At 65.6% G+C, this 18,743-nt stretch carries 15 protein-coding genes and 1 tRNA gene; 4 read left to right on the top strand and 12 right to left on the bottom strand.

Features of this window, described 5'->3' with window-relative positions:
• Nucleotides 1–21: 21 nt before the first annotated feature.
• Nucleotides 22–849, top strand: coding sequence for a DsbA family protein (locus BUC15_RS02785; RefSeq protein ID WP_073186034.1), 828 nt, complete (start codon nucleotides 22–24; stop codon nucleotides 847–849).
• Between the two features lie 125 nt (nucleotides 850–974).
• Nucleotides 975–3,530 carry a valine--tRNA ligase gene (gene valS, locus BUC15_RS02790; RefSeq protein ID WP_073186035.1) on the top strand — a complete coding sequence of 852 codons (2,556 nt, stop codon included), beginning with the start codon at nucleotides 975–977 and terminating at the stop codon, nucleotides 3,528–3,530.
• A gap of 113 nt (nucleotides 3,531–3,643) precedes the next feature.
• On the opposite strand, the gene BUC15_RS02795 is transcribed toward valS, so the two are convergent.
• The 6 genes from BUC15_RS02795 to tig form a co-directional block, all read right to left on the bottom strand.
• Nucleotides 3,644–6,862 (bottom strand): S41 family peptidase, encoded by a 3,219-nt coding sequence (locus BUC15_RS02795; protein ID WP_073186036.1) that lies wholly within the window; start codon nucleotides 6,860–6,862, stop codon nucleotides 3,644–3,646.
• A gap of 74 nt (nucleotides 6,863–6,936) precedes the next feature.
• Nucleotides 6,937–8,220 (bottom strand): ATP-dependent Clp protease ATP-binding subunit ClpX, encoded by a 1,284-nt coding sequence (gene clpX / locus BUC15_RS02800; protein WP_073186085.1) that lies wholly within the window; start codon nucleotides 8,218–8,220, stop codon nucleotides 6,937–6,939.
• 163 nt (nucleotides 8,221–8,383) lie between these two features.
• Entirely contained in the window at nucleotides 8,384–8,983 is a 600-nt protein-coding gene (locus tag BUC15_RS02805) for an ATP-dependent Clp protease proteolytic subunit (protein ID WP_073186086.1), read from the bottom strand.
• Nucleotides 8,984–9,027: 44 nt separating this feature from the next.
• The gene (locus BUC15_RS02810; RefSeq protein ID WP_073186087.1) at nucleotides 9,028–9,624 is read right to left on the bottom strand and encodes an ATP-dependent Clp protease proteolytic subunit; all 597 of its coding nucleotides are present in this window, start codon (nucleotides 9,622–9,624) and stop codon (nucleotides 9,028–9,030) included.
• A 108-nt stretch (nucleotides 9,625–9,732) separates the two neighbouring features.
• Nucleotides 9,733–10,932 (bottom strand): AI-2E family transporter, encoded by a 1,200-nt coding sequence (locus tag BUC15_RS02815; RefSeq protein WP_073186037.1) that lies wholly within the window; start codon nucleotides 10,930–10,932, stop codon nucleotides 9,733–9,735.
• A 105-nt stretch (nucleotides 10,933–11,037) separates the two neighbouring features.
• The gene (tig, locus tag BUC15_RS02820) at nucleotides 11,038–12,432 is read right to left on the bottom strand and encodes a trigger factor (RefSeq protein ID WP_073186038.1); all 1,395 of its coding nucleotides are present in this window, start codon (nucleotides 12,430–12,432) and stop codon (nucleotides 11,038–11,040) included.
• Nucleotides 12,433–12,603: 171 nt separating this feature from the next.
• Here tig and BUC15_RS02825 point away from each other — a divergent pair, with 171 nt between their 5' ends.
• Together BUC15_RS02825 and BUC15_RS02830 are read left to right on the top strand one after the other, a co-directional pair.
• A complete protein-coding gene (locus BUC15_RS02825; RefSeq protein ID WP_175558226.1) occupies nucleotides 12,604–13,488 on the top strand; it encodes a patatin-like phospholipase family protein in 885 nt (294 codons plus the stop codon).
• A gap of 43 nt (nucleotides 13,489–13,531) precedes the next feature.
• Nucleotides 13,532–13,602: transfer RNA gene (locus BUC15_RS02830), tRNA-Gly, on the top strand.
• A gap of 196 nt (nucleotides 13,603–13,798) precedes the next feature.
• Here BUC15_RS02830 and BUC15_RS02835 read toward each other — a convergent pair.
• The 6 genes from BUC15_RS02835 to BUC15_RS02870 form a co-directional block, all read right to left on the bottom strand.
• Nucleotides 13,799–14,926, bottom strand: a complete 1,128-nt coding sequence (locus BUC15_RS02835) for a tyrosine-type recombinase/integrase (protein WP_139280068.1) — start codon at nucleotides 14,924–14,926, stop codon at nucleotides 13,799–13,801.
• Between the two features lie 4 nt (nucleotides 14,927–14,930).
• The gene (locus tag BUC15_RS02840) at nucleotides 14,931–15,482 is read right to left on the bottom strand and encodes a recombinase family protein (protein WP_073186041.1); all 552 of its coding nucleotides are present in this window, start codon (nucleotides 15,480–15,482) and stop codon (nucleotides 14,931–14,933) included.
• Nucleotides 15,483–16,170: 688 nt separating this feature from the next.
• Complete coding sequence (locus BUC15_RS02850; protein ID WP_073186043.1) at nucleotides 16,171–17,169, bottom strand: AAA family ATPase; 999 nt, start codon at nucleotides 17,167–17,169, stop codon at nucleotides 16,171–16,173.
• A 435-nt stretch (nucleotides 17,170–17,604) separates the two neighbouring features.
• On the bottom strand, nucleotides 17,605–18,102 hold the full coding sequence (locus tag BUC15_RS21180; RefSeq protein ID WP_073186045.1) for a bifunctional DNA primase/polymerase: 498 nt from the start codon (nucleotides 18,100–18,102) through the stop codon (nucleotides 17,605–17,607).
• 51 nt (nucleotides 18,103–18,153) lie between these two features.
• Nucleotides 18,154–18,534 (bottom strand): hypothetical protein, encoded by a 381-nt coding sequence (locus tag BUC15_RS02865; RefSeq protein WP_073186046.1) that lies wholly within the window; start codon nucleotides 18,532–18,534, stop codon nucleotides 18,154–18,156.
• On the bottom strand, nucleotides 18,531–18,734 hold the full coding sequence (locus BUC15_RS02870) for a helix-turn-helix transcriptional regulator (RefSeq protein ID WP_084189317.1): 204 nt from the start codon (nucleotides 18,732–18,734) through the stop codon (nucleotides 18,531–18,533). The genes BUC15_RS02865 and BUC15_RS02870 overlap by 4 nt, the downstream gene beginning before the upstream one ends.
• Nucleotides 18,735–18,743: the final 9 nt, after the last annotated feature.

The raw sequence follows: 18,743 nt of genomic DNA on the forward strand, positions 1-18,743 counted from the left end.
CACACAAGGAGCACCCGGCACATGGCTAACAACTCGTCGCTGAGTAAGCGCGCCGCGCTGCGCCAGCAGCAGGAGCAGGAGGAGCGCGGCAAGCGCAACAAGCGGATCGCGTTCGCCGGCATCGGGCTGGCGGCCGTGGTAGTCGTCGTGGTCCTGGCCATCGTTGTGATCCAGGCCGTCACCGCCGGTCGTGGGGTCACCGCCGATCAGGCGACGCCTCCCAACGCGACCTCGAGCTATGGCATCCTGATGGACGGCAAACAGCCTTCGGAGGACAAGCCGCACCTCGTCATCTGGCAGGACTTCCAGTGCCCCGCCTGCGCCGCACGCGAAACAACCTACGGCCCGATCACCGAGCAGCTGGTGGCCGAGGACAAGATCACGGTCGAGGTCCGTAGCGTCTATTTCCTGGATGGTCAGAAGATCGACGGCAGCCGGGTGGAGGACGGCGACTCGAAGCGGGCCGCGATCGCGGCTGCCGCCGCGGATGAGGTCGGGAAGTTCCGCGAGTACCACGACACCGTGTTCCGCAACCAGCCGACCGAGGGTGTCGGCTATACCAAGGAGCAACTCCGCGACCAGTTCGCCCAAGAGGCTGGCATCGAGGGCGATGACCTGACGAAGTTCCAGAAGCTCTACGACGAGCGGGCCTACGACCAGTTCGTGCGCGACACGCAGGGCAGGTTCGACGACGACAAGATCACCGGTACCCCGACCTACCTCGTCAGCGGCCAGCAGCTCCAGTTCGCGGACGAGTCCAACAACGTGCTGATCCAGCCGACCGTGGACGACATGCTGCGGGCGATCACCGAAGCCTGGGAGGCCGGCGGCAAGCAGATCGACAGCTGACCCGATCCGGGGAAACGGCCCCGGGGGACATCGGAGGATGATCCCCGGGGCCGTTGCCATGTCCGGCCCGAGCGACCCTCCGCCTGGTTTCACCGTCGCCCGCGCAGCCAACTAAGATCGGGCGCATGACTGCAGCCAACGCGCATCAGCGCGCCCTCCCGGAAAAGCCCGTTCTCGAAGGCCTCGAGGCCAAGTGGGGGCAGGTATGGGAGGACGAAGGCTGTTACGCGTTCGTCAGGCCGGAGTCGCGCGACCAGGTGTTCTCCATCGACACCCCTCCCCCGACGGTTTCTGGCTCGCTGCACGTGGGGCACGTGTTCAGCTACACCCACACCGACACCATCGCCCGTTATCAGCGCATGAACGGCAAGCACGTCTTCTACCCGATGGGCTGGGACGACAACGGCCTCCCCACCGAACGACGCGTTCAGAACTACTACGGTGTGCGCTGCGACCCGTCGATCCCTTACGACCCCGATTTCCAGCCCCCGGCCAAACCGGACCCGAAGCGGCAGGTGGCGATCAGCCGTCGCAACTTCATCCAGCTGTGCCACGAGCTGACCGCGGTCGACGAACTGGCGTTCGAGAATCTGTGGCGTCAGCTAGGGCTCTCGGTCGACTGGAGCACGCTGTACACGACGATCTCGGAGACCTCGCAGGGCACCGCCCAGAAGGCATTCCTCCGCAACTTCGCACGCGGCGAGGCCTACCTCAGCTATGCGCCGACGTTGTGGGACGTCACGTTCCAGACCGCGGTCGCGCAGGCCGAACTCGAGGCCCGTGACTACCCGGGCGCCTACCACCGCGTGGCCTTCCGCCGCGCCGACGGCTCCCCCGTCTACATCGAGACCACCCGCCCCGAACTGCTGGTCTCGGTGTGCGCCCTGATCGCACACCCCGACGACGAGCGCTACAGCCACCTGTTCGGAACCACCGTCGCCTCTCCCCTCTTCGGCGTCGAGATCCCGGTGCTAGCGCACCCGGCCGCCGAGCCTGACAAGGGCGCCGGCATCGCGATGTGCTGCACGTTCGGCGACCTGACCGACGTCACCTGGTGGCGCGAGCTGAACCTGCCGACCCGCACGGTGATCGGGCGCGATGGCCGGTTCCAGGCCGAGACACCGGAGTGGGTCGTCAACGCCTCGGCTTACGAACCGTTGGCGGGCAAGACGGCGTTCTCTGCACGGGAGGCGACCGTCGCGGCGCTGCGGGACAGCGGCGACCTCGATGGCGAACCGAAGGCCACCACCCGCATGGCCAACTTCTACGAGAAGGGCGATAAGCCCCTGGAGATCGTCGCCACCCGCCAGTGGTACATCCGCAACGGCGGCCGTGACGACGATCTGAAGGCGCGCCTGATGGCGCGGGGCGAGGAACTCGCCTGGACGCCGGAGCACATGCGTCACCGGTACGAGAACTGGGTGGGTGGCCTGAACGGCGACTGGCTCGTCTCCCGTCAGCGCTTCTTCGGAGTGCCCTTCCCGATCTGGTACGCCCTGGATGCCGACGGTGAGCCGGACTACGACCACCCGATAGTCGCGGATGAAACATCGCTGCCGGTCGACCCGATGGCCGACGCCGCACCCGGCTATGCCGAGGAACAGCGGAACCATCCTGGCGGGTTCATGGCCGATCCGGACGTGATGGACACGTGGGCGACGTCGTCGCTCACCCCACAACTCGCCACCGGCTGGGAACGCGACGCGGAACTGTTCGGCCTCACTTTCCCGATGGACATGGCGCCGCAGGCACACGACATCATCAGGACGTGGCTGTTCAGCCGGATCGTGCGGGCCAACTTCGAAAACGATGCGCTGCCGTGGAAGCGCGCAACGATCTCGGGTTTCGTCGTCGACCCCGACCGCAAGAAGATGAGCAAGTCGAAGGGCAACGTCGTCGTCCCGACGGAGATCCTCGACAAGTTCGGTTCCGACGCCGTCCGCTGGCGTGCCGCGATGGCCCGCCCCGGCATGGACTCACCATTCGATGAAACCCAGATGAAGGTGGGCCGCCGCCTCGCGATGAAGATTCTGAACGCGGGCAAGTTCGTCTTGTCGCTTGCTGAGGAACCGGGCTCGCTCGCCTCCGTCACCAACCCGGCCGACCTAGCGATGCTGACCGGCCTCGCCGCCGTCGTCGCCCAGTCGACCGCAGCATTCGAGGAGTTCGACTACACGACCGCGTTGGAGCGTGCCGAGACATTCTTCTGGGCCTTCTGCGACGACTACCTGGAGCTCGTCAAGGAACGGGCCTACACCGGCGACGACGCGGGCCGCGCCTCGGCACAGGCCGCGTTGAGCATCGCGCTGGGTGTCCAGCTCAGGCTGTTCGCACCGTTCCTGCCGTTCGCCACGGAGGAGGTCTGGCGCTGGACCAACGACTCGTCGGTCCACGCCGCCGCGTGGCCGACGGTCACCGAACTGGCAGTCGAAGGTGACCCGACGCTACTGGACGATGTGGCGCAGGCACTGATCGCCATCCGGGGTGCCAAGTCGAATGCGAAGGTATCGATGAAGACGGCCGTCAGCCTCGCGGCCTTCTCGGGACCCGCCGACGTCGTCGCCCGACTCCGCGGGATCGAGCTCGACCTTCGGGCGGTCGGCCGGATCAGCGGTGACGTGACGTGGGCGGAGTCCGGCGAACCGCTGTCGGTGGTTGTGGAGTTGGCCGAGAGCAACTGAACACCGCGGGAGTTGCGCGACGCGACTCCCGAAAATCGACCAGTGGCCGATTCTGATCCGTCCGGACACGAGAATCGGCCACTGCCTGCCTCGCAGGCGCCTGGCTCGACCGGCTAATTGACGAAGCGCGGCGGATCGAGCGGTGGTGGGGTCGAGGCAGGCGACTCGGCCAGCGACTGGAGCGCGATCTCGATCGCCTTGTCCAACTGCACGTCGCGTTCGGATTCCCACTCCCCCGGCCCCACCTCGACGACCACGTCAGGGTCGACGCCGTGGTTCTCGATGCCGAACCCCTGCTTGTCGAACGAGATCCAGTACCTCGGCTGAGTCACCTCGCTGCCATCGACCAGGTTGAACCGGCCGTCGATGCCCACGACGCCGCCCCAGCTGCGCTCCCCGACCACCGGCCCCAGCCCGAGGTTCTGGGCAGCGGCGGTCACGATGTCGCCGTCGGAACCCGCGAAGGGGTTGGTGAGAAACACCGCAGGACCCCGACGGGCCTGCGACGGGTAGGTGCCGAGCACGTCCAGGTGGCGCGCCCCGCTCCAACCGATCGCCTTCCGCCCGATCCTCTCCAGGATCAGCTCCGAGGTGTGGCCACCCCCGTTGAACCGCACGTCGACGATCACGCCCTCATGCCGCATCGCGACCTCGACCAGCCTTTGGAACTCGGCCCAGCCCGACGCCGCCATGTCGGGCACGTGTACGTAGCCGATCCTGTCCGACGAGTACCGTGCGACATAGGCGACGCGGCCTGCGACCCACTCGTGGTACCTCAGGGACGACTCGCTTGAGGTCGGAACGACGGCGACCCGCCTCTTCTGGCTGCCGCGCGCCAGCGTCAGCTCGACCACCTTGTCCGCAGCGCCGAGCAGCAGCTCACCGATATCTGCCGCCTCCGCGGTCGGCCTGCCGTCGACCGAGAGGATCACATCGCCCGCGGACGCAGCCACGCCTGCCGCCCGCAGGGGAGAACGGGCGGAGGGGTCGGAGTTCTCACCCGGCAGCACCCGCTCGATCACCACCTGGCCCTTGGCGTTGCGTGAGTACTCGGCGCCGAGGTACGCCACGCGGGGACTTTCGTCTCCCTGTTCCGCTGGAGAGATGTAGGCGTGGGAGGTGTTCAGTTCACCCACGCATTCCCACAGCACGTCGACCAGGTCGTCATACGTCGCCAGTTCTTCCAGGAGCGGTCGGTACCGTGACACCGCCTTCCCCCAGTCGACGCCGTCGAAGTCGTCGCGCCAGAAATGGTCCCGCATCAGGCGGGCGTTCTCCTCGAACATCTGCCGCCACTCACTTCGGGGGTCCAGCTCGCGGCGGAGCCGACTCAGGTCGACGTGAACCCTCGCCTCGTCGTCATCTCCCGGTGCCTGCTCCGCGGCCTGGACCCAGACGTCTTCTCCGTTGCGCACGACGAGCCGTTCGCCGTCGCCTGAGACGGTCGCCGAGTCGGCCGCGTCCACGACCACATTGACCTTCCGTGTTTTGAGGGAGAAGTGCTCGATCTGGTCTTTGACTTCGCCCTCGACCCCTGCGCGCAGCGCGCCCAGCTCCCCGACCGAGCGCAGCGACAACCACACGAAGCCTTCCTTGGTCGCCTGCAGCGCCGCGTAGCGGCCGGACGGGACCGGAAACGCGACCATCCGGTCCTCGAAGCCGTCGTTGTCGAGCACGGGGGCCGCTTCCTCTTCCCGGGCCTCGTCCCGGCCGTCCGGGGCCGGTGTGTCGTCCTTGGAGTCGCCCTCCTTTTCGTGCGGGTCGCTGATCGGCCAGCCGTCTGCGGTCGGCCCGAACGGGGCGGGTTCGCTTGCGCTCAGCGGCACGAGCCATGGTCGGACGGTGTTGGTGAAGCTGAGGTCGAAACCCAACTCGTCATAGCTGGGGTCGATCGTGCGGCTCGACAGGAAACAGAGGTGCTTCCCATCGGGCGTGAACACGGGCGAGAAGTCGTTGAACTGCCCCCTGGTCAGGGTGAACGCGCTCTCTGCCGAGAGGTCGAAACCGACGAGCCGTCCGAGCATCCCCTCATTGGCGACGGCGCTGCGCCACACCAGGTAGCGACCGTCAGGAGACCAGGTGAACCCGCTCGGCTCGCCGCCCGGCGAGCGCCCGATCTTCTTCACCGTCCCGCGCGCCAGATCCACCAGGTACACGGTGCCGTCATGGCTGCCTACCGCGACCTTCGTGCCGGCCGGGTCCGGTCCGATTTCAAGCACCCTCCCGAGGCGCCCGGCCGCGAAACGCTTCGGGTCCTTGTCACCGTCCAGTTGACGGGTTTCAAGGCAGTCGTCACCACCGATGTCACTGACCCACACCGCAGATCCGGTACGGCCGAGCAGGCGTGGTTCGCGCACCCGCACGCCCGGCCTGTCGGCAAGCGCCCTGGCTGGTCCGCCGCGGTGCGTGATCAAGTAGGCCGCGCCTCGCCATTCGAGCAGGGAGGCATCCCCACCGTGGTCGGGGGTGATGCTCTCCAAGCGGTCGGTCGGGGCCACCGGAATGGGCCGGGGGGCGCCCGCCGGAACCGTGATGTCGATCACGCGAGGTTCCTCATCCAGGCCGGAAAGATGATAGAGCCGACCGCGGGCGTGGTACACGACGGCGTGCCCGTCGCTGGTGGCATCGCGGGCGTAACCCTGCTCGGCTGTGTGCCAGGTGTGTTGCCGCACGTCTTTGCCTGAAGCCGTCATCGACCAGACCTGGGCCTGGACATCCGGCTCCTCCCCTCGGTCGGAGGTAAACACGATCCGGTCGCCGATCCACGTGGGGCCGAACAGCCCTGCCTCCTCGTTCCGAAGCAGTCGCTTCCAATGGCCTGCACCGTCGGAGACGTGGAGCCGGGCAGCCATCCCTCCCCGATAGCGCTTCCAACCGGAAGGGTCACGGAAGTTCGCGCTCGCGACCGCGACTCTCCCCCTATGGTCGACTGCCGCGGAGGTCGCGGCTCCCCAGGGCAGGCGCCGCAACTCCCCGTCCAGGGACAGGGAATACATCGACGCGTCCACCCGGTGGACCGAGGCGTGGTCGGAACTGACAAGGATGTGTGCCTCGTCCAACCAACCCGACACCTGCATGCGCCGCGCGCTGAGCCAGGTCAACCTCTTGACGCTTCCGTCCAGTGCCACGACATGGGTGTCGAGACCGCCCGCCGACGAGGAGACGAACGCGATCCGGGAACCGTCGGGTGAGAATCGGGGGCTCCGCGCCGTCAGCTCCCCGGAGGTCAGCCGGGATGCCCGTCCGCCATCGACCGCCCCGAGCCACAGATCGTCGTCGGCGACGAAGACGAGGGCGGAGCCGTGCAGGTGGGGGTAGCGCAGATAAGACATGAGGGCGAGCCTACCGCGTGACTCGGACCCCGATTTTCGGAGTAATCAGCGACCCCCGCGTTCGCGTTCCCTGGTCAGGCGGACAGGTCGCGCCGGCGGGCCAGCTTTGCCCTCGGCAGAAGCTTCGGGGCCTCGGCCCCCTCTACGGATTCGCGGGTGACCAGCACCTGCGCGACATCGCTCTCGGAAGGGACCTCAAACATGACGTCGAGGAGCAACTCCTCCATGATGGCCCTGAGTCCACGGGCACCCGTGCCGCGAGCCAGCGCGAGGTCGGCGATGGCCTCGATCGCCTCGTCGGTGAACTCGAGCTCGACGCCGTCCAGGTCGAACAGCTTCTGGAACTGCCGGGTCAGGGCGTTCTTCGGCTCGACCAGGATGCGGGTCAGCGACTCCCGGTCGAGGGGGCTGACGGTGGTCAGCATCGGCAGTCGGCCGATGAACTCGGGGATGAGACCGAACTTGTGCAGGTCTTCAGGGCGCACCTGTGCGAATGGGTCGACGTCGGACTTGCGCTGGGCAGATTCCCCCGTGCTGAACCCCAGTGGACGCTTACCCACCCTCTGATTGATGATCTCCTCGAGGCCGGAGAACGCGCCCCCGACGATGAACAGCACCTTTGTGGTGTCGATCTGGAGGAAATCCTGATGCGGGTGCTTGCGACCGCCCTGCGGTGGGACGCTCGCAACGGTCCCCTCGAGGATCTTCAACAACGCCTGCTGCACACCCTCGCCCGATACGTCGCGGGTGATCGACGGGTTCTCCGACTTGCGGGCGACCTTGTCGATCTCGTCGATGTAGATGATTCCGGTCTCGGCCTTCGCGATGTCGAAGTCGGCGGCTTGGATCAGTTTCAGAAGGATGTTCTCCACATCCTCGCCGACGTAGCCGGCCTCTGTCAGCGCCGTGGCATCTGCCATCGCGAACGGGACGTTCAGCATGCGGGCCAGGGTCTGAGCCAGATAGGTCTTGCCACAACCGGTAGGACCGATCAGCAGGATGTTCGACTTGCCGACCTCAACCTCTTCGGCCTCCGCCCGGCGACGGTGAGGGTTCTGCTCGGACTGGATGCGCTTGTAGTGGTTGTAGACCGCCACGGAGAGCGCCTTCTTCGCCGCGTCCTGGCCGATGACATAGGTGTCGAGGAAATCCCTGATCTCACGGGGCTTAGGCAGGTCGTTCGACAGGCCGGAGTCGGAGGGGACCGGAAACTCCTCTTCGATGATCTCGTTGCACAGGCCGATGCACTCGTCGCAGATGTAGACGCCGGGCCCGGCGATCAGTTTCTTGACCTGCTTCTGGGATTTGCCGCAGAAATTGCACTTGAACAGGTCGCTCGATTCACCGATGTGCGCCACGCCGTCCACCCCCTCGATGCCTTGATCAACTGTTTGTCCCACACTACCCGTCGACCGCTCCTGCGGGGCGCGACACCCTGGTTTGGGTTCTTCCAAATCGGTGTGCCGCGCCCAACCAGCGACGCCGTCCCACCGATGCGGGACGGCGCCTGTTCGGCAGTGTTCAGTCGAGTTCCTTCAGCGACGGCAGGATGTCGTCGACGATGCCGTACTCGACGGCCTCCTGTGCCGTCAAGAACTTGTCGCGCTCGATATCCTTGCTGACCTTCTCGACGCTCTGGCCCGTGTCGGAGGCGAGCATCTGCTCCATAAGGGAGCGGATGCGCAGGATCTCCCTGGCCTGGATCTCCAGGTCGGACGACTGGCCGTAGCCACCTTCCGTCGCAGGCTGGTGGATCAGGATGCGGGAGTTCGGAAGCGCCAGCCGCTTGCCCTTGGTGCCTGCCGCGAGGATGACCGCGGCCGCCGAGGCAGCCTGCCCGAGGCAGACGGTCTGGACGTCGGGCTTGATGTAGCGCATCGTGTCGTAGATGGCTGTCAACGCAGTGAACGAACCGCCGGGCGAGTTGATGTAGATCGAGATCTGGCGTTCCGGGTCGAGCGACTGCAGACACAGCAGCTGCGCCATCACCGCGTTGGCGACCTCGTCGTTGATCGGGGTGCCGAGGAAGATGATCCGGTCCTCGAACAGCTTGGTGTAGGGGTCGACGCGGCGCACGCCGTAGCTGGTGCGTTCCTCCCACTGGGGGATGTAGTAGTTCATGTCCATGCCTGCGGGCGCGGAGCCCTGCGGCAGCAAGTTGGTCATCACTGGTTCGGAGCCTCCGACTTGATCTGGGACGCACGCTCAAAGACGTGGTCGATGAATCCGTACTCGAGGGCCTGCTCGGCGGTGAACCACCGGTCACGGTCCGAATCTGCCTCGATCTGCTCGATCGTCTGGCCCGTGTGCTTCGCGATCAGGTTGGCCATCGTCTTCTTGATGTGAAGCGACTGCTCGGCCTGGATGCGGATGTCGGAGGCCGTGCCGCCGAGGCCACCCGACGGCTGGTGCATCATGATGCGGCTGTGCGGCAGGGCGAACCTCTTACCGGGCGTGCCTGCCGAGAGCAGGAACTGACCCATTGAGGCAGCCAGGCCCATCGCGACCGTGGCGACGTCGTTGCTGATCCACTGCATGGTGTCGAAGATCGCCATGCCTGAGTCGACGGAGCCGCCGGGTGAGTTGATGTAGAGGTAGATGTCCTTTTCGGGATCTTCTGCGTTTAGCAGGAGCATCTGCGCGCAAATCGCGTTGGCGTTGTCGTCCTTGACCTCTGAGCCGAGGAAGATGATGCGGTTGGCCAACAGCGACGCGTACACGTTGTCAGTCATGCCGAGGCCGGAGGTACCCGGCCCGGCCATGCGGAGTGCGTCGATTGGGTTCTGAGTCACCCCACTAACCTACCGGCTATCGGCTAGCACCCAAGACCGACACCTCGAAGTTCGCCTCAGGCGTCAACGCAGGACTGTTCAACCGGCGGCGCTGCGCGGCTCGTTGCTGATGAACGCGTTCAGCCACCTGGTTCTGGGATCTGGATCGATCAGCAGTGCCTTGACGGTCAGCGTCGCGGGCAGGGCGATCAAGGCCCCGAGTGCACCGAACACCCAGGCCCACACCAGCAGCGAGATGAACGACACCGTCGGGGTGATGCCCACCGCGTCGCCCGTGAACTTGGGCTGGATCAGCGACTGGATGACGAAGTTGATGACGCAGAACGCGATCACCACTATCAACGCGGCGACAGGGCCCTTCTCCACCAGCGCGAGCAGAGCGGGCGGAACCAGGCCGATGACAAATCCGATGTTGGGGATGTAGTTCGTGATGAAGGTCAGCATGACCCACACAGCCGGTAGGGAGATCCCGAGTGCAAGGATCACACCACCGTTGATGAGCGCGACGATCAGGCCGAAGATGGTCGTGACGACCCAGTAGCGCCGGATCCCGACGGTGACTGCCCCGATCGAGTCGGTGAGCCCGGGATGCAGACGCTGCGTGATCCCCAATCGCTCGTCGACCGAGGGAAGATCGAAGGTCATGAACACGATGCCGACCACAGTCACCGCCAGGATGCCGGTGGCTGCGGAGGTACCCGACAGGATCGACCCTGCGACATCGATGATGTTGGATGGCGAGATGGACCTCAGCGCGTTGAGCATGGCTTCCTGGTCGAGGCCGAACTGCGCGAGCCACTCGGCCACCGAGTAGTACATCGAAGTGAACTGTGAGCTGTAGCCACTGAGCACGGTGACGACCTGGGTGACGGACCAGACGATGGCGAGGATTCCCAGGACGAGGACGATGAACACCGCGAGCATCGTCACCACCGCAGCGACGAGCTTCGGCGTCCCGACCTTCCGCAGTGCGGTGAAGATGGGGTAGGCGACGATCAGAAGGTTCAAGGCAAGGAACATCGGTGCGATGGTGCTCGAGAGATCCTGCAACAGTCCGAGCGAGAGTGCCACGGCGGCGACGATCACCGCGACAAGCCCGAGTCGGGGCAGCCCGGTTCGCTTGGCCCCCTGCGCGTCCTGTTCCGGCTCTGGATCGATCGGGTCGGGCTCCTCAGCGGCGGGAACGGCAACCGCAACGGCGCCACCTTCCGCCTGCTCGGGCTCCGGCGGCACGACCTCCGACGCGTCTTCGCCTGAGCGTTGTTCCTGGTTGTTCATGCAAGTCCCTCCTGATGCGGCGCTGAGTCTATCCGTCAGAGGTATCAAAGAGGCCGCCGTCGTCCCACGGATGGGACGACGGCGGCCTGGGTGGCGTTGCCTCACTCAGTCAAGCTTGGCTTCTGCGGCCTTCTCTTCCTCGACCTCGTCGGCGACGTCCTCGGCGGTCTCGGGGGTCGGCAGCGACATGTCCACCACGTTGCCGTCGGTGTCGGTGACCTTGGCGGCGGCGCAGATCTGGGCCAGCGCCTTGCCGCGACGGATCTCCTGCATCCACTCAGCCATGTGGTTGTGTTCCATCATGTGGTTGATCTCGTCCTGGGGCGAGGAACCGTTCTGCTGGGCGCGACGGAAGATCATCTCGGTGAGCTCCTGCTGCGAGACGTCGACCTTGTTCTCGTCGGCGAACACGTCGAGGATCACCTGGGCGCGGAGTGCCTGGGTGGAACGGGTGTCGATGGAGGCCCAGAACTCGTCTGCGGTCTCGGCCTCCTCGTCCTCTGCCTGCTCAAGGTAGGTCTCAACGGTCAGGCCGCCCTGTGCGAGCTGGCGCTGCACCTCTGCGCGTCGTCCTTCCTTCTCACCTGCGAGGACGGCCTCGGGAAGTTCGAAGTCGGTCGCCTCAACGACGGCCTCGAGGACCTTGTCGCGCGCGTCGGAGAGCTGCTCGGCCTTGACCTGCTGCTCGGCGGCCTTCCGTAGGTCGGCCTGCATCTCCTCGACGGTGTCGAACTCGGAGATCATCTGGGCGAAGTCGTCGTCGAGGTCGGGCAGCTCCTGCTCGGACACAGTCTTGACGGTGACCTCGATGTCGGCGTCCTGGCCGCGGAATTGGCCCCCGACGAGCGTGGAGGTGAACTTCTTCGACTCCCCGGCCTTGAGGCCCGTGACGGCCGCGTCGAGGCCCTCGAGCATGTTCTTCTCTTCGCCGACCTTGTAGGTGATGGCCTCCGCGGTGGCGTCGGGCAGTTCCTCCCCGTCCTGCGTAGCGACCAGGTCGATGCTCAGCACGTCGCCGTCCTTAGCGGCCCGGTCGACCTCCGTGGTGGTGGCGAACCGCTGACGGAGGAGTTCGAGACGCTCGCTGGTGAAGTCGTCGGCGGACTGTGGTGCGTCGACGGTGACCTCGACGGTCGACAGGTCGGGCAGCGTCACCTCGGGGCGGATGTCGACCTCGGCGGTGAACTCGACGAGTTCCTTGTCCTCAAGCTTCGTGACGTCGACCTGCGGCTGGGCCATCGGCCACACCTTGGCCTCGTCGATGGCGACGTTGTAGGCGGCGGGGATGGCCTCGTTGATGGCCTCCTGTAGCACGGCGCCCCGGCCGAACCGCTGGTCGATGACGGTGGAGGGTACCTTACCCTTGCGGAAGCCGGGGATGTTGACCTGTTCGGCGATCCCCTTGTACGCCTTATCAAGATACGGCTGGAGGTCGGTAAACGGGATCTCGACGGTGAGCTTGACCCGCGTCGGGCTCAGCTTCTCAACGGTGCTAGGCACGAAAGGACTCCTGAGGTTGAAAAATGTTCGCGGGCCAGTCTATCCGCCCCAGCGGCCTCGACCAATCGGGGTGCCACGGCGCGTAGCACAACGGCGCCACCATGTGACTCACCCACCCCAGCCCGTTGTCGCCGTTGGGCCACGACCTAGCATGGCTGCGTGCGGGAATCCATGAACAATAACGTCACCGACACTGCCCTGGTCTTCGAGGGCGGAGGCATGCGCGGAGCGTTCTCATCCGGTGTCGTGACCACACTCCTCGAGGCGGGCATCCACGCCGACTGGGTCGGCGGAATCTCGGCTGGCACCACCTGCCTGGCCAACTACGTCTCGCGCGACACCGCTCGTTCGGAGCGGTCGTTCACCGACTTCGCCGCCGAGCCCGAGTTCGGCGACTGGCGGACCTGGCTACAGGGCAAGGGGGTGTTCAACGCCGAGTGGATCTATGAACGGACCTCAGCCCCCGACCAGGCGCTCCCCTTCGACTGGGAACGCTTCCAGGCAAACCCGGCCGGGGTCGCGATCGGGGCGCTCAGGTGCAGCGACGGCGAGATGGTCTACTGGGGCCGCGAAGATATGGTCGCCCTGCCCATGCTCATGAAAAGGGTGCGAGCCTCCTCGACCATGCCAGCCTTGATGCCGTTTACCACCATCGACGGGGTCGAATACTGCGACGGCGCGCTCGGCCCGACCGGCGGCTTCGCCTATGACGCGGCCCGCGCCGCCGGCTATACCAGGTTCGTCGTCGTCATGACCAGGACCCGGGGCTACCGCAAGCAGAACGCCCGGATGCCTGCGGCCTACCGGTCGGTGTTTCGCAGGTATCCCGCGGTGGCAGAGGCGCTCCTGGCACGACCGACGAACTACAACCGGAGCCTGGACGAACTGCTGGCGTTGGAGGAGGCCGGGCAGGCGTTCCTGATCTTCCCCGATGAGATGCCGATCCGGAACTCGGAGAGGGACGTGACGAAGCTCCGCGCGGTCTACGACGCGGGGCGTCTCCAGTCGCAGCGACAGCTGCCCCAACTCGTCGATTTCCTCGGCCTCAAGGGCTGACATGTGGTTTCCGCGGATCGCTGATATGCTGATCCGCGGTTCTGCGGATGTAGCTCAATGGTAGAGCCCTAGTCTTCCAAACTAGCTACGCGGGTTCGATTCCCGTCATCCGCTCGATGTGCCGGTGGCTTTGTCAAACACTCTTTGACAAGGTCCACGGCGCACCACGGGGCGTAGCGTAGTGGCTAGCGCGCCTGCTTTGGGAGAATGCGCGGTGCCGCCGATGAGCGTCGCATCTACGCTCAGACACCCCACAATGTGCACACTTTCGCCCGGTTCGTGTACAAGTTCGTTAGGTTCGCCGTTAGGCTCAGAACGCCGCGTCGGCGTCTGTGACCTCGCCGGTGGTCGGGGCAACAGACTTCACACCGAGCGCCCGGTTCAGCTCTATAGAGACAGCATCGACGGACTCACGCACGGCGCTATCGCGCACATGCCCATACACCGCAGCAGTGATACCTGCGTCCGCATGACCTAGCTGCTTTGCGGCCACGACTAGACCGCCCGCCTCGATCAGCGCAGAGGCCGCAGTGTGTCGTAGGTCATGCACCCGAATCCTCCGCCCGATACCCCGCAGACTTGCGTCACGCACCCGCTCCCCAACCCGTTCACGGGTCACCGCCGTGCCGCGCGATGTATGGAAGATGAGTTCGTCCGATACCCGGTCACCGATATAGCTATGCAGGCGTTCATTGATGGCATGGGGCAGCACAACCCACCGCCGCGATGTCACGGTCTTGGTGCCCTCCACCCATAGCAGTGACCGCGCATAGTCGTGCTGGCCGACGGTCAATGTCAGCGCCTCGGTCACGCGCATCCCGGCGGTGCCCAGCAGCAGTATCAAGGTCTCCCACATCTCCGCGTTGACCCTCTCACCCCGTGGCCCATGCTTCGATGGGGTCACCGTCCGGGCCGTCCGTGCAACGGTCACAAGTTCGGCCATCGTGAGGAACGCCATCGGCGTCTTGTCCTTGATACTGACGACGAGCCCGGCGGTCACATCGGTCTGCCGTGCCGCCACGAGCGCGGCGCGCAACAGCGCCAGACGCTTGCGCTTCGAGCTATCGGCGCAGGACATCGCCGCCACCCAGTCCTCCACCATGGACCGCCTCAACGCCGCGACCGCGATATCACCAAGGGCATCAGTGACGTGCCCGGCGTGGAGCTTCACGCTCTCCAGCCCGGCGGACTTCAGGTGCCTCTTGCTATGGACATACTGACGGACGACCTCGGTCACGGTCAGTTCACCAACAGCCCCACCCCGATGGTCATGGGCCGTTGCATGGGCTAGTGCCTCGGCGCGTGTGTGGAACCGCTTCTCCTTACTCTTGCCCGTTGCATCACGCCACCGCGCGACGAACCGCTTGTCTCCACGGGCGCGGGCAGCATCGACGGCGCGACGGGGTAACTTCGCCCAGAGGTCACCGACGCTAGCCACGGGCTCATTGTTCCAGAGCCCGATAGACCGTCGAGCGACCGACGCCCATCCTGACCGCGATGGACTGTGCCGGGACACCACTGGCTCGCAAGCCGCGCACCATCACGACTTCCTCGGGTGTGAGCGCCCGAGGCCGTCCGCCTACCCGGCCCTGTGCACGCGCCACCTCTAGTCCAGCGAGAGTCCGGTCCCGAAGGGTATCCACCTCGAACTGCGACAGCGCGGCCAGCACCGTCACCAGCAGACGGCCCGCCGGTGTCGATGTGTCCACGGATTCTGACAGCGAGACCAGAGCCACGCCCTGTCGGTCGAGACGTTCGAGCAGTCCGAGCAGGTCTGTAGTCGAGCGACTGATACGGCTCAAGCTGTAGACGACCACCGTGTCGCCGTCGCGCACCCATTCCAACATGCTCTGCAAGCCCGGCCTATCAATACGCCGCCCGGTGATGCCCTCATCTAGGAACATCTTGGCCGGTGCCCAACCAGCGCGCTCGATGGCGTGCCTCTGAGACTCAACCGACTGGTCCCGGCTTGTCGAGACGCGCAGATAGCTCACGACTGTGCCCGACCCAGCGCGCGATGTCCCAGAAACGGTCGCCGGAGCATCTGGGACGTTCGTGGTTTTGGGACGGGTTCTGGGGCTCATATCCCCACAGTGTCAGCGCGTGTCACTAACGGTCGTTAGTGGGCCCCGCTCGCTGAGTCGCCTTCACGCTCGGCGTCCGCGTCAGGCAGCTGCATCTCGCCATTTTCGAATCGTCACGTGACTGACCCCGGAGGCGCGGGCCAAGGTTGCGATTGGCACTCCTGACCGGGCCGCTTCTGTCAGTTCTTCCTTCAGTGCAGAGCGGGAGTAGGAAGCCTGTGTGCCCAGCTGAGTGATTCGTTCGAGTCGGTCGAGCTTCCTTCGCTCTCGGTCGATGTCGAGCTGGCTGAGCCCGCGAGCATCGGAGCGCTTGCGACGCGGTCCGGTGGCGGCCTTTTGCCGGGATGCACGGTCCGAGTGGACACGTCTGATGAGGGCGATTCTTGGGTCGAGTTCCATGAGGTTCTCCTTCTGTTGGTGCCCCCTGCCCCCTCATAGGGAGGGGGGCAGTGGGACAGGGTGGCAATCGATGCTTGTCCCCGCGGTTGGGACAAGACGAAATGCGGTGCGACAGGGGGCGTCGTCGTCAACCAAGACACCCTGCCCGTCGCTGTTCCCCTCGACTGGACAGGGAACTGTGTCCCCGGCGCGGGACAGGTCAATAGGCGTTCCATGTCATGGCTTCCGGGTCGTAGGGTTTGAGCACCGTGATGAATCGCCCGCCTCGGGGTGCGGGCGAGAACGCCGCATAGCCCAGTTCGACCAGCTCTGCGAGTGCCGTGTCGACGTCTTCACGGCGCCGCGGGACAAGGCGACGAACATCGGCTTGGGTCAGGTGCTCGCTGGCTCGTTGGGTGATACACAGGCCGACCTGGTCGACGAGATCACGCCGGCGGCCAGACAGCTGTGAATCGAGCTGGATGCTCATGTTGTGGGTGACGCGGTCGCTGACGACGGTGGCGAAAGCGACGAGGTCACCAGCGGTGGTCAAGCCGCGCACTCGTCCCGGGCGGTCCTTGTCCACATGGAGTTCGAGGCGGCCGGTACGTCCTGGCGCAACGGTTTCCGTCATGGTGATTCGCAGGCTCGCTCCGTCGACCTTGGCTCGCTTGGCTTGGCTGCCGCCGGCGCCTCGCTCGCCGGTGTCGCGTCGCTTTCGCACATGGTCGACCGCGATGACTGCCGCGCCGGTGTGCGCAATGGGGCGCAGGACGCCGTCGTAGAAGCCGGAGACATCGGCGGCGGAGTTCGGGTCACAGCCAGCGAGGTGCAGGGCACTGTCCATCCCGTCAAAGACCACCAGCTGTGCGCCCGAGGCGATGCGGTTCGCGTCCTCCCCTGCGGGTGGGTCGTCTGGGCTACCGACGCGGACGCGGGCGAGGTCAGCGTCTGCCAGCCCCACCGTCCTGAGTCTGCGGACGATAGATGGCAGGGAGTCTTCAAAGTCGAGGTAGACGGCGAGCCCGCCATCGGTGACGACTTGTCGTAGGGCCTCAACGGCCAGCCAGCTCTTGCCGCTCTCGCTGGCTCCAATCAAGCTGTTGACGCGGCCGCTGTACAGCAGGCCTGCGCCGTCACCCCGGCGAAGGATGGTCGCCTCGTCATCGGCGCTGACGGTGATGTCGAGCGCCGGCTGCGGAATCCACGTTGACATCATGACTGGGCCCCTTCGAGCCACTCGCACAGGCACCGTGCCGGCGGGGGCTCTTGCCCCATCCGCGCGACCGCGCCGGCCACTGACCGCTGGACTTCGAGGAGCGCCTCGTGTGGGGCACGGCGGCCGGACCGTCCACGGGTGGTGACTTCAGCCACGAACGCTTCGGTCACCGACTCGATGGCCTTGGCGAAGCCCGGGTGCCCATCCGAGGCGGTCCGCACCAGACGTGCCACCACGCTGTTCAGCCGGGTGTGGGCCGACTCGCCCCCGTGTGGCCAAAGGGCTCTTCGGCCCATTTCAGGGCAAGGGCTGAGCGAGGCCCGGCGCGCCTCCATCCAAGACTGCACTTCTGCATGGCTTGCTGGCGCTGCGGACCAGGCTGGCCTCGCTTCGGATGACAGTGCGGTGACCCATGCTGTTGGGAGTTCTGCAAGGTCATGCTCTTCGGGCAGGAGCTGGACGCTGGCGCCGCTCGGGTCGCGCCATTGATAGGCCATGCCTTCGGGATGAAGCGAGGGAGGCACGACTGCGTAGATGGCCCCACCACACCAGTTCGATGCCCGGGCCGACATCCGACCACTCGAGTCCGGCGGGGACCCGGAACCACCGGATGCCCGAAGGAATAGACCGAGCCGAAGACACCCACGTCGGAGGGAGGGTCCCAAACTTCGACTCAAGGTGGCTCAGGGTGTCAAGGGCAACTTTGTCTCCATAGGCATCAACATCGACACCGACGACAGTTGAGGGCAGGCGGACGGCGATGTTGCCGCCGTTACGCCTCCAGCGCGCCACTGTCTCGGGCGTGGGTGCGCTCGCCAGCCGCCCCGTCGTGCCCATGGGTGGGGGTGCCTTCCGGCGCTGTGGCAGCACCACGACGGTCCAGCCGGCCCCAATGTAGTCAGGGGCGGCGATCGTGAATGGTGAGAGCGCCATGTGTGTGGTCCTTCCTGCGGGGGGGCTGGTCTCCCAGCCCCCCGCGCTGTCTCATGAGATGAAGTTGGTGCCGTCATCCTCGAGTTGGCCACTCGCCTCTGATGGGTCGATGAGTCGAACGTTGAAGGTCTTGCGCTGCAGGTCCGTGCCCGGGATGTCCTCAATGCCCAAGAGCGTGATCTCGATGGTGGAATCGAGCGACGGGGCGAGCGCGACCAACTTTCGGACGAGGTCTCTGGATGAGGCGGTGAGGTATCGCTCCCCCTCGGGGGTCATCAATGTCAGGTGCGGCGCACGGCCACCGTCGTCGAACTCCCTCGCTTCGAGAGCGACCAAGGTCCCCGAAATCGAGTCCCCGATCGTTTCGAACCGCACGTTGGGGTCGATGAAGGCGTCCCAGGTGGCGGATGCGTTGGTCTTGAAGCCCTTCATCGCGCCACCTCCGACTTGTTCACACCTTGGTGGTTGTACGTGATCCAGCTCTCGACATCAGCGATTCGGTAGCGGATCCGGGACCCGACGCGCACGAACGCGGGGCCTTGCTGGCGCTGACGCCAGTTGCGGACTGTGCCGGGATGGAGCCCGAGCATGCGGGCCGTTTCGGCAGTGGTGATGAGTTTGTTCTCTTCCATGACACCATC

Origin of the sequence: Tessaracoccus bendigoensis DSM 12906, from assembly GCF_900141915.1 — a bacterium.
In the GTDB taxonomy this organism is placed as follows: Bacteria; Actinomycetota; Actinomycetes; order Propionibacteriales; family Propionibacteriaceae; genus Arachnia; species Arachnia bendigoensis.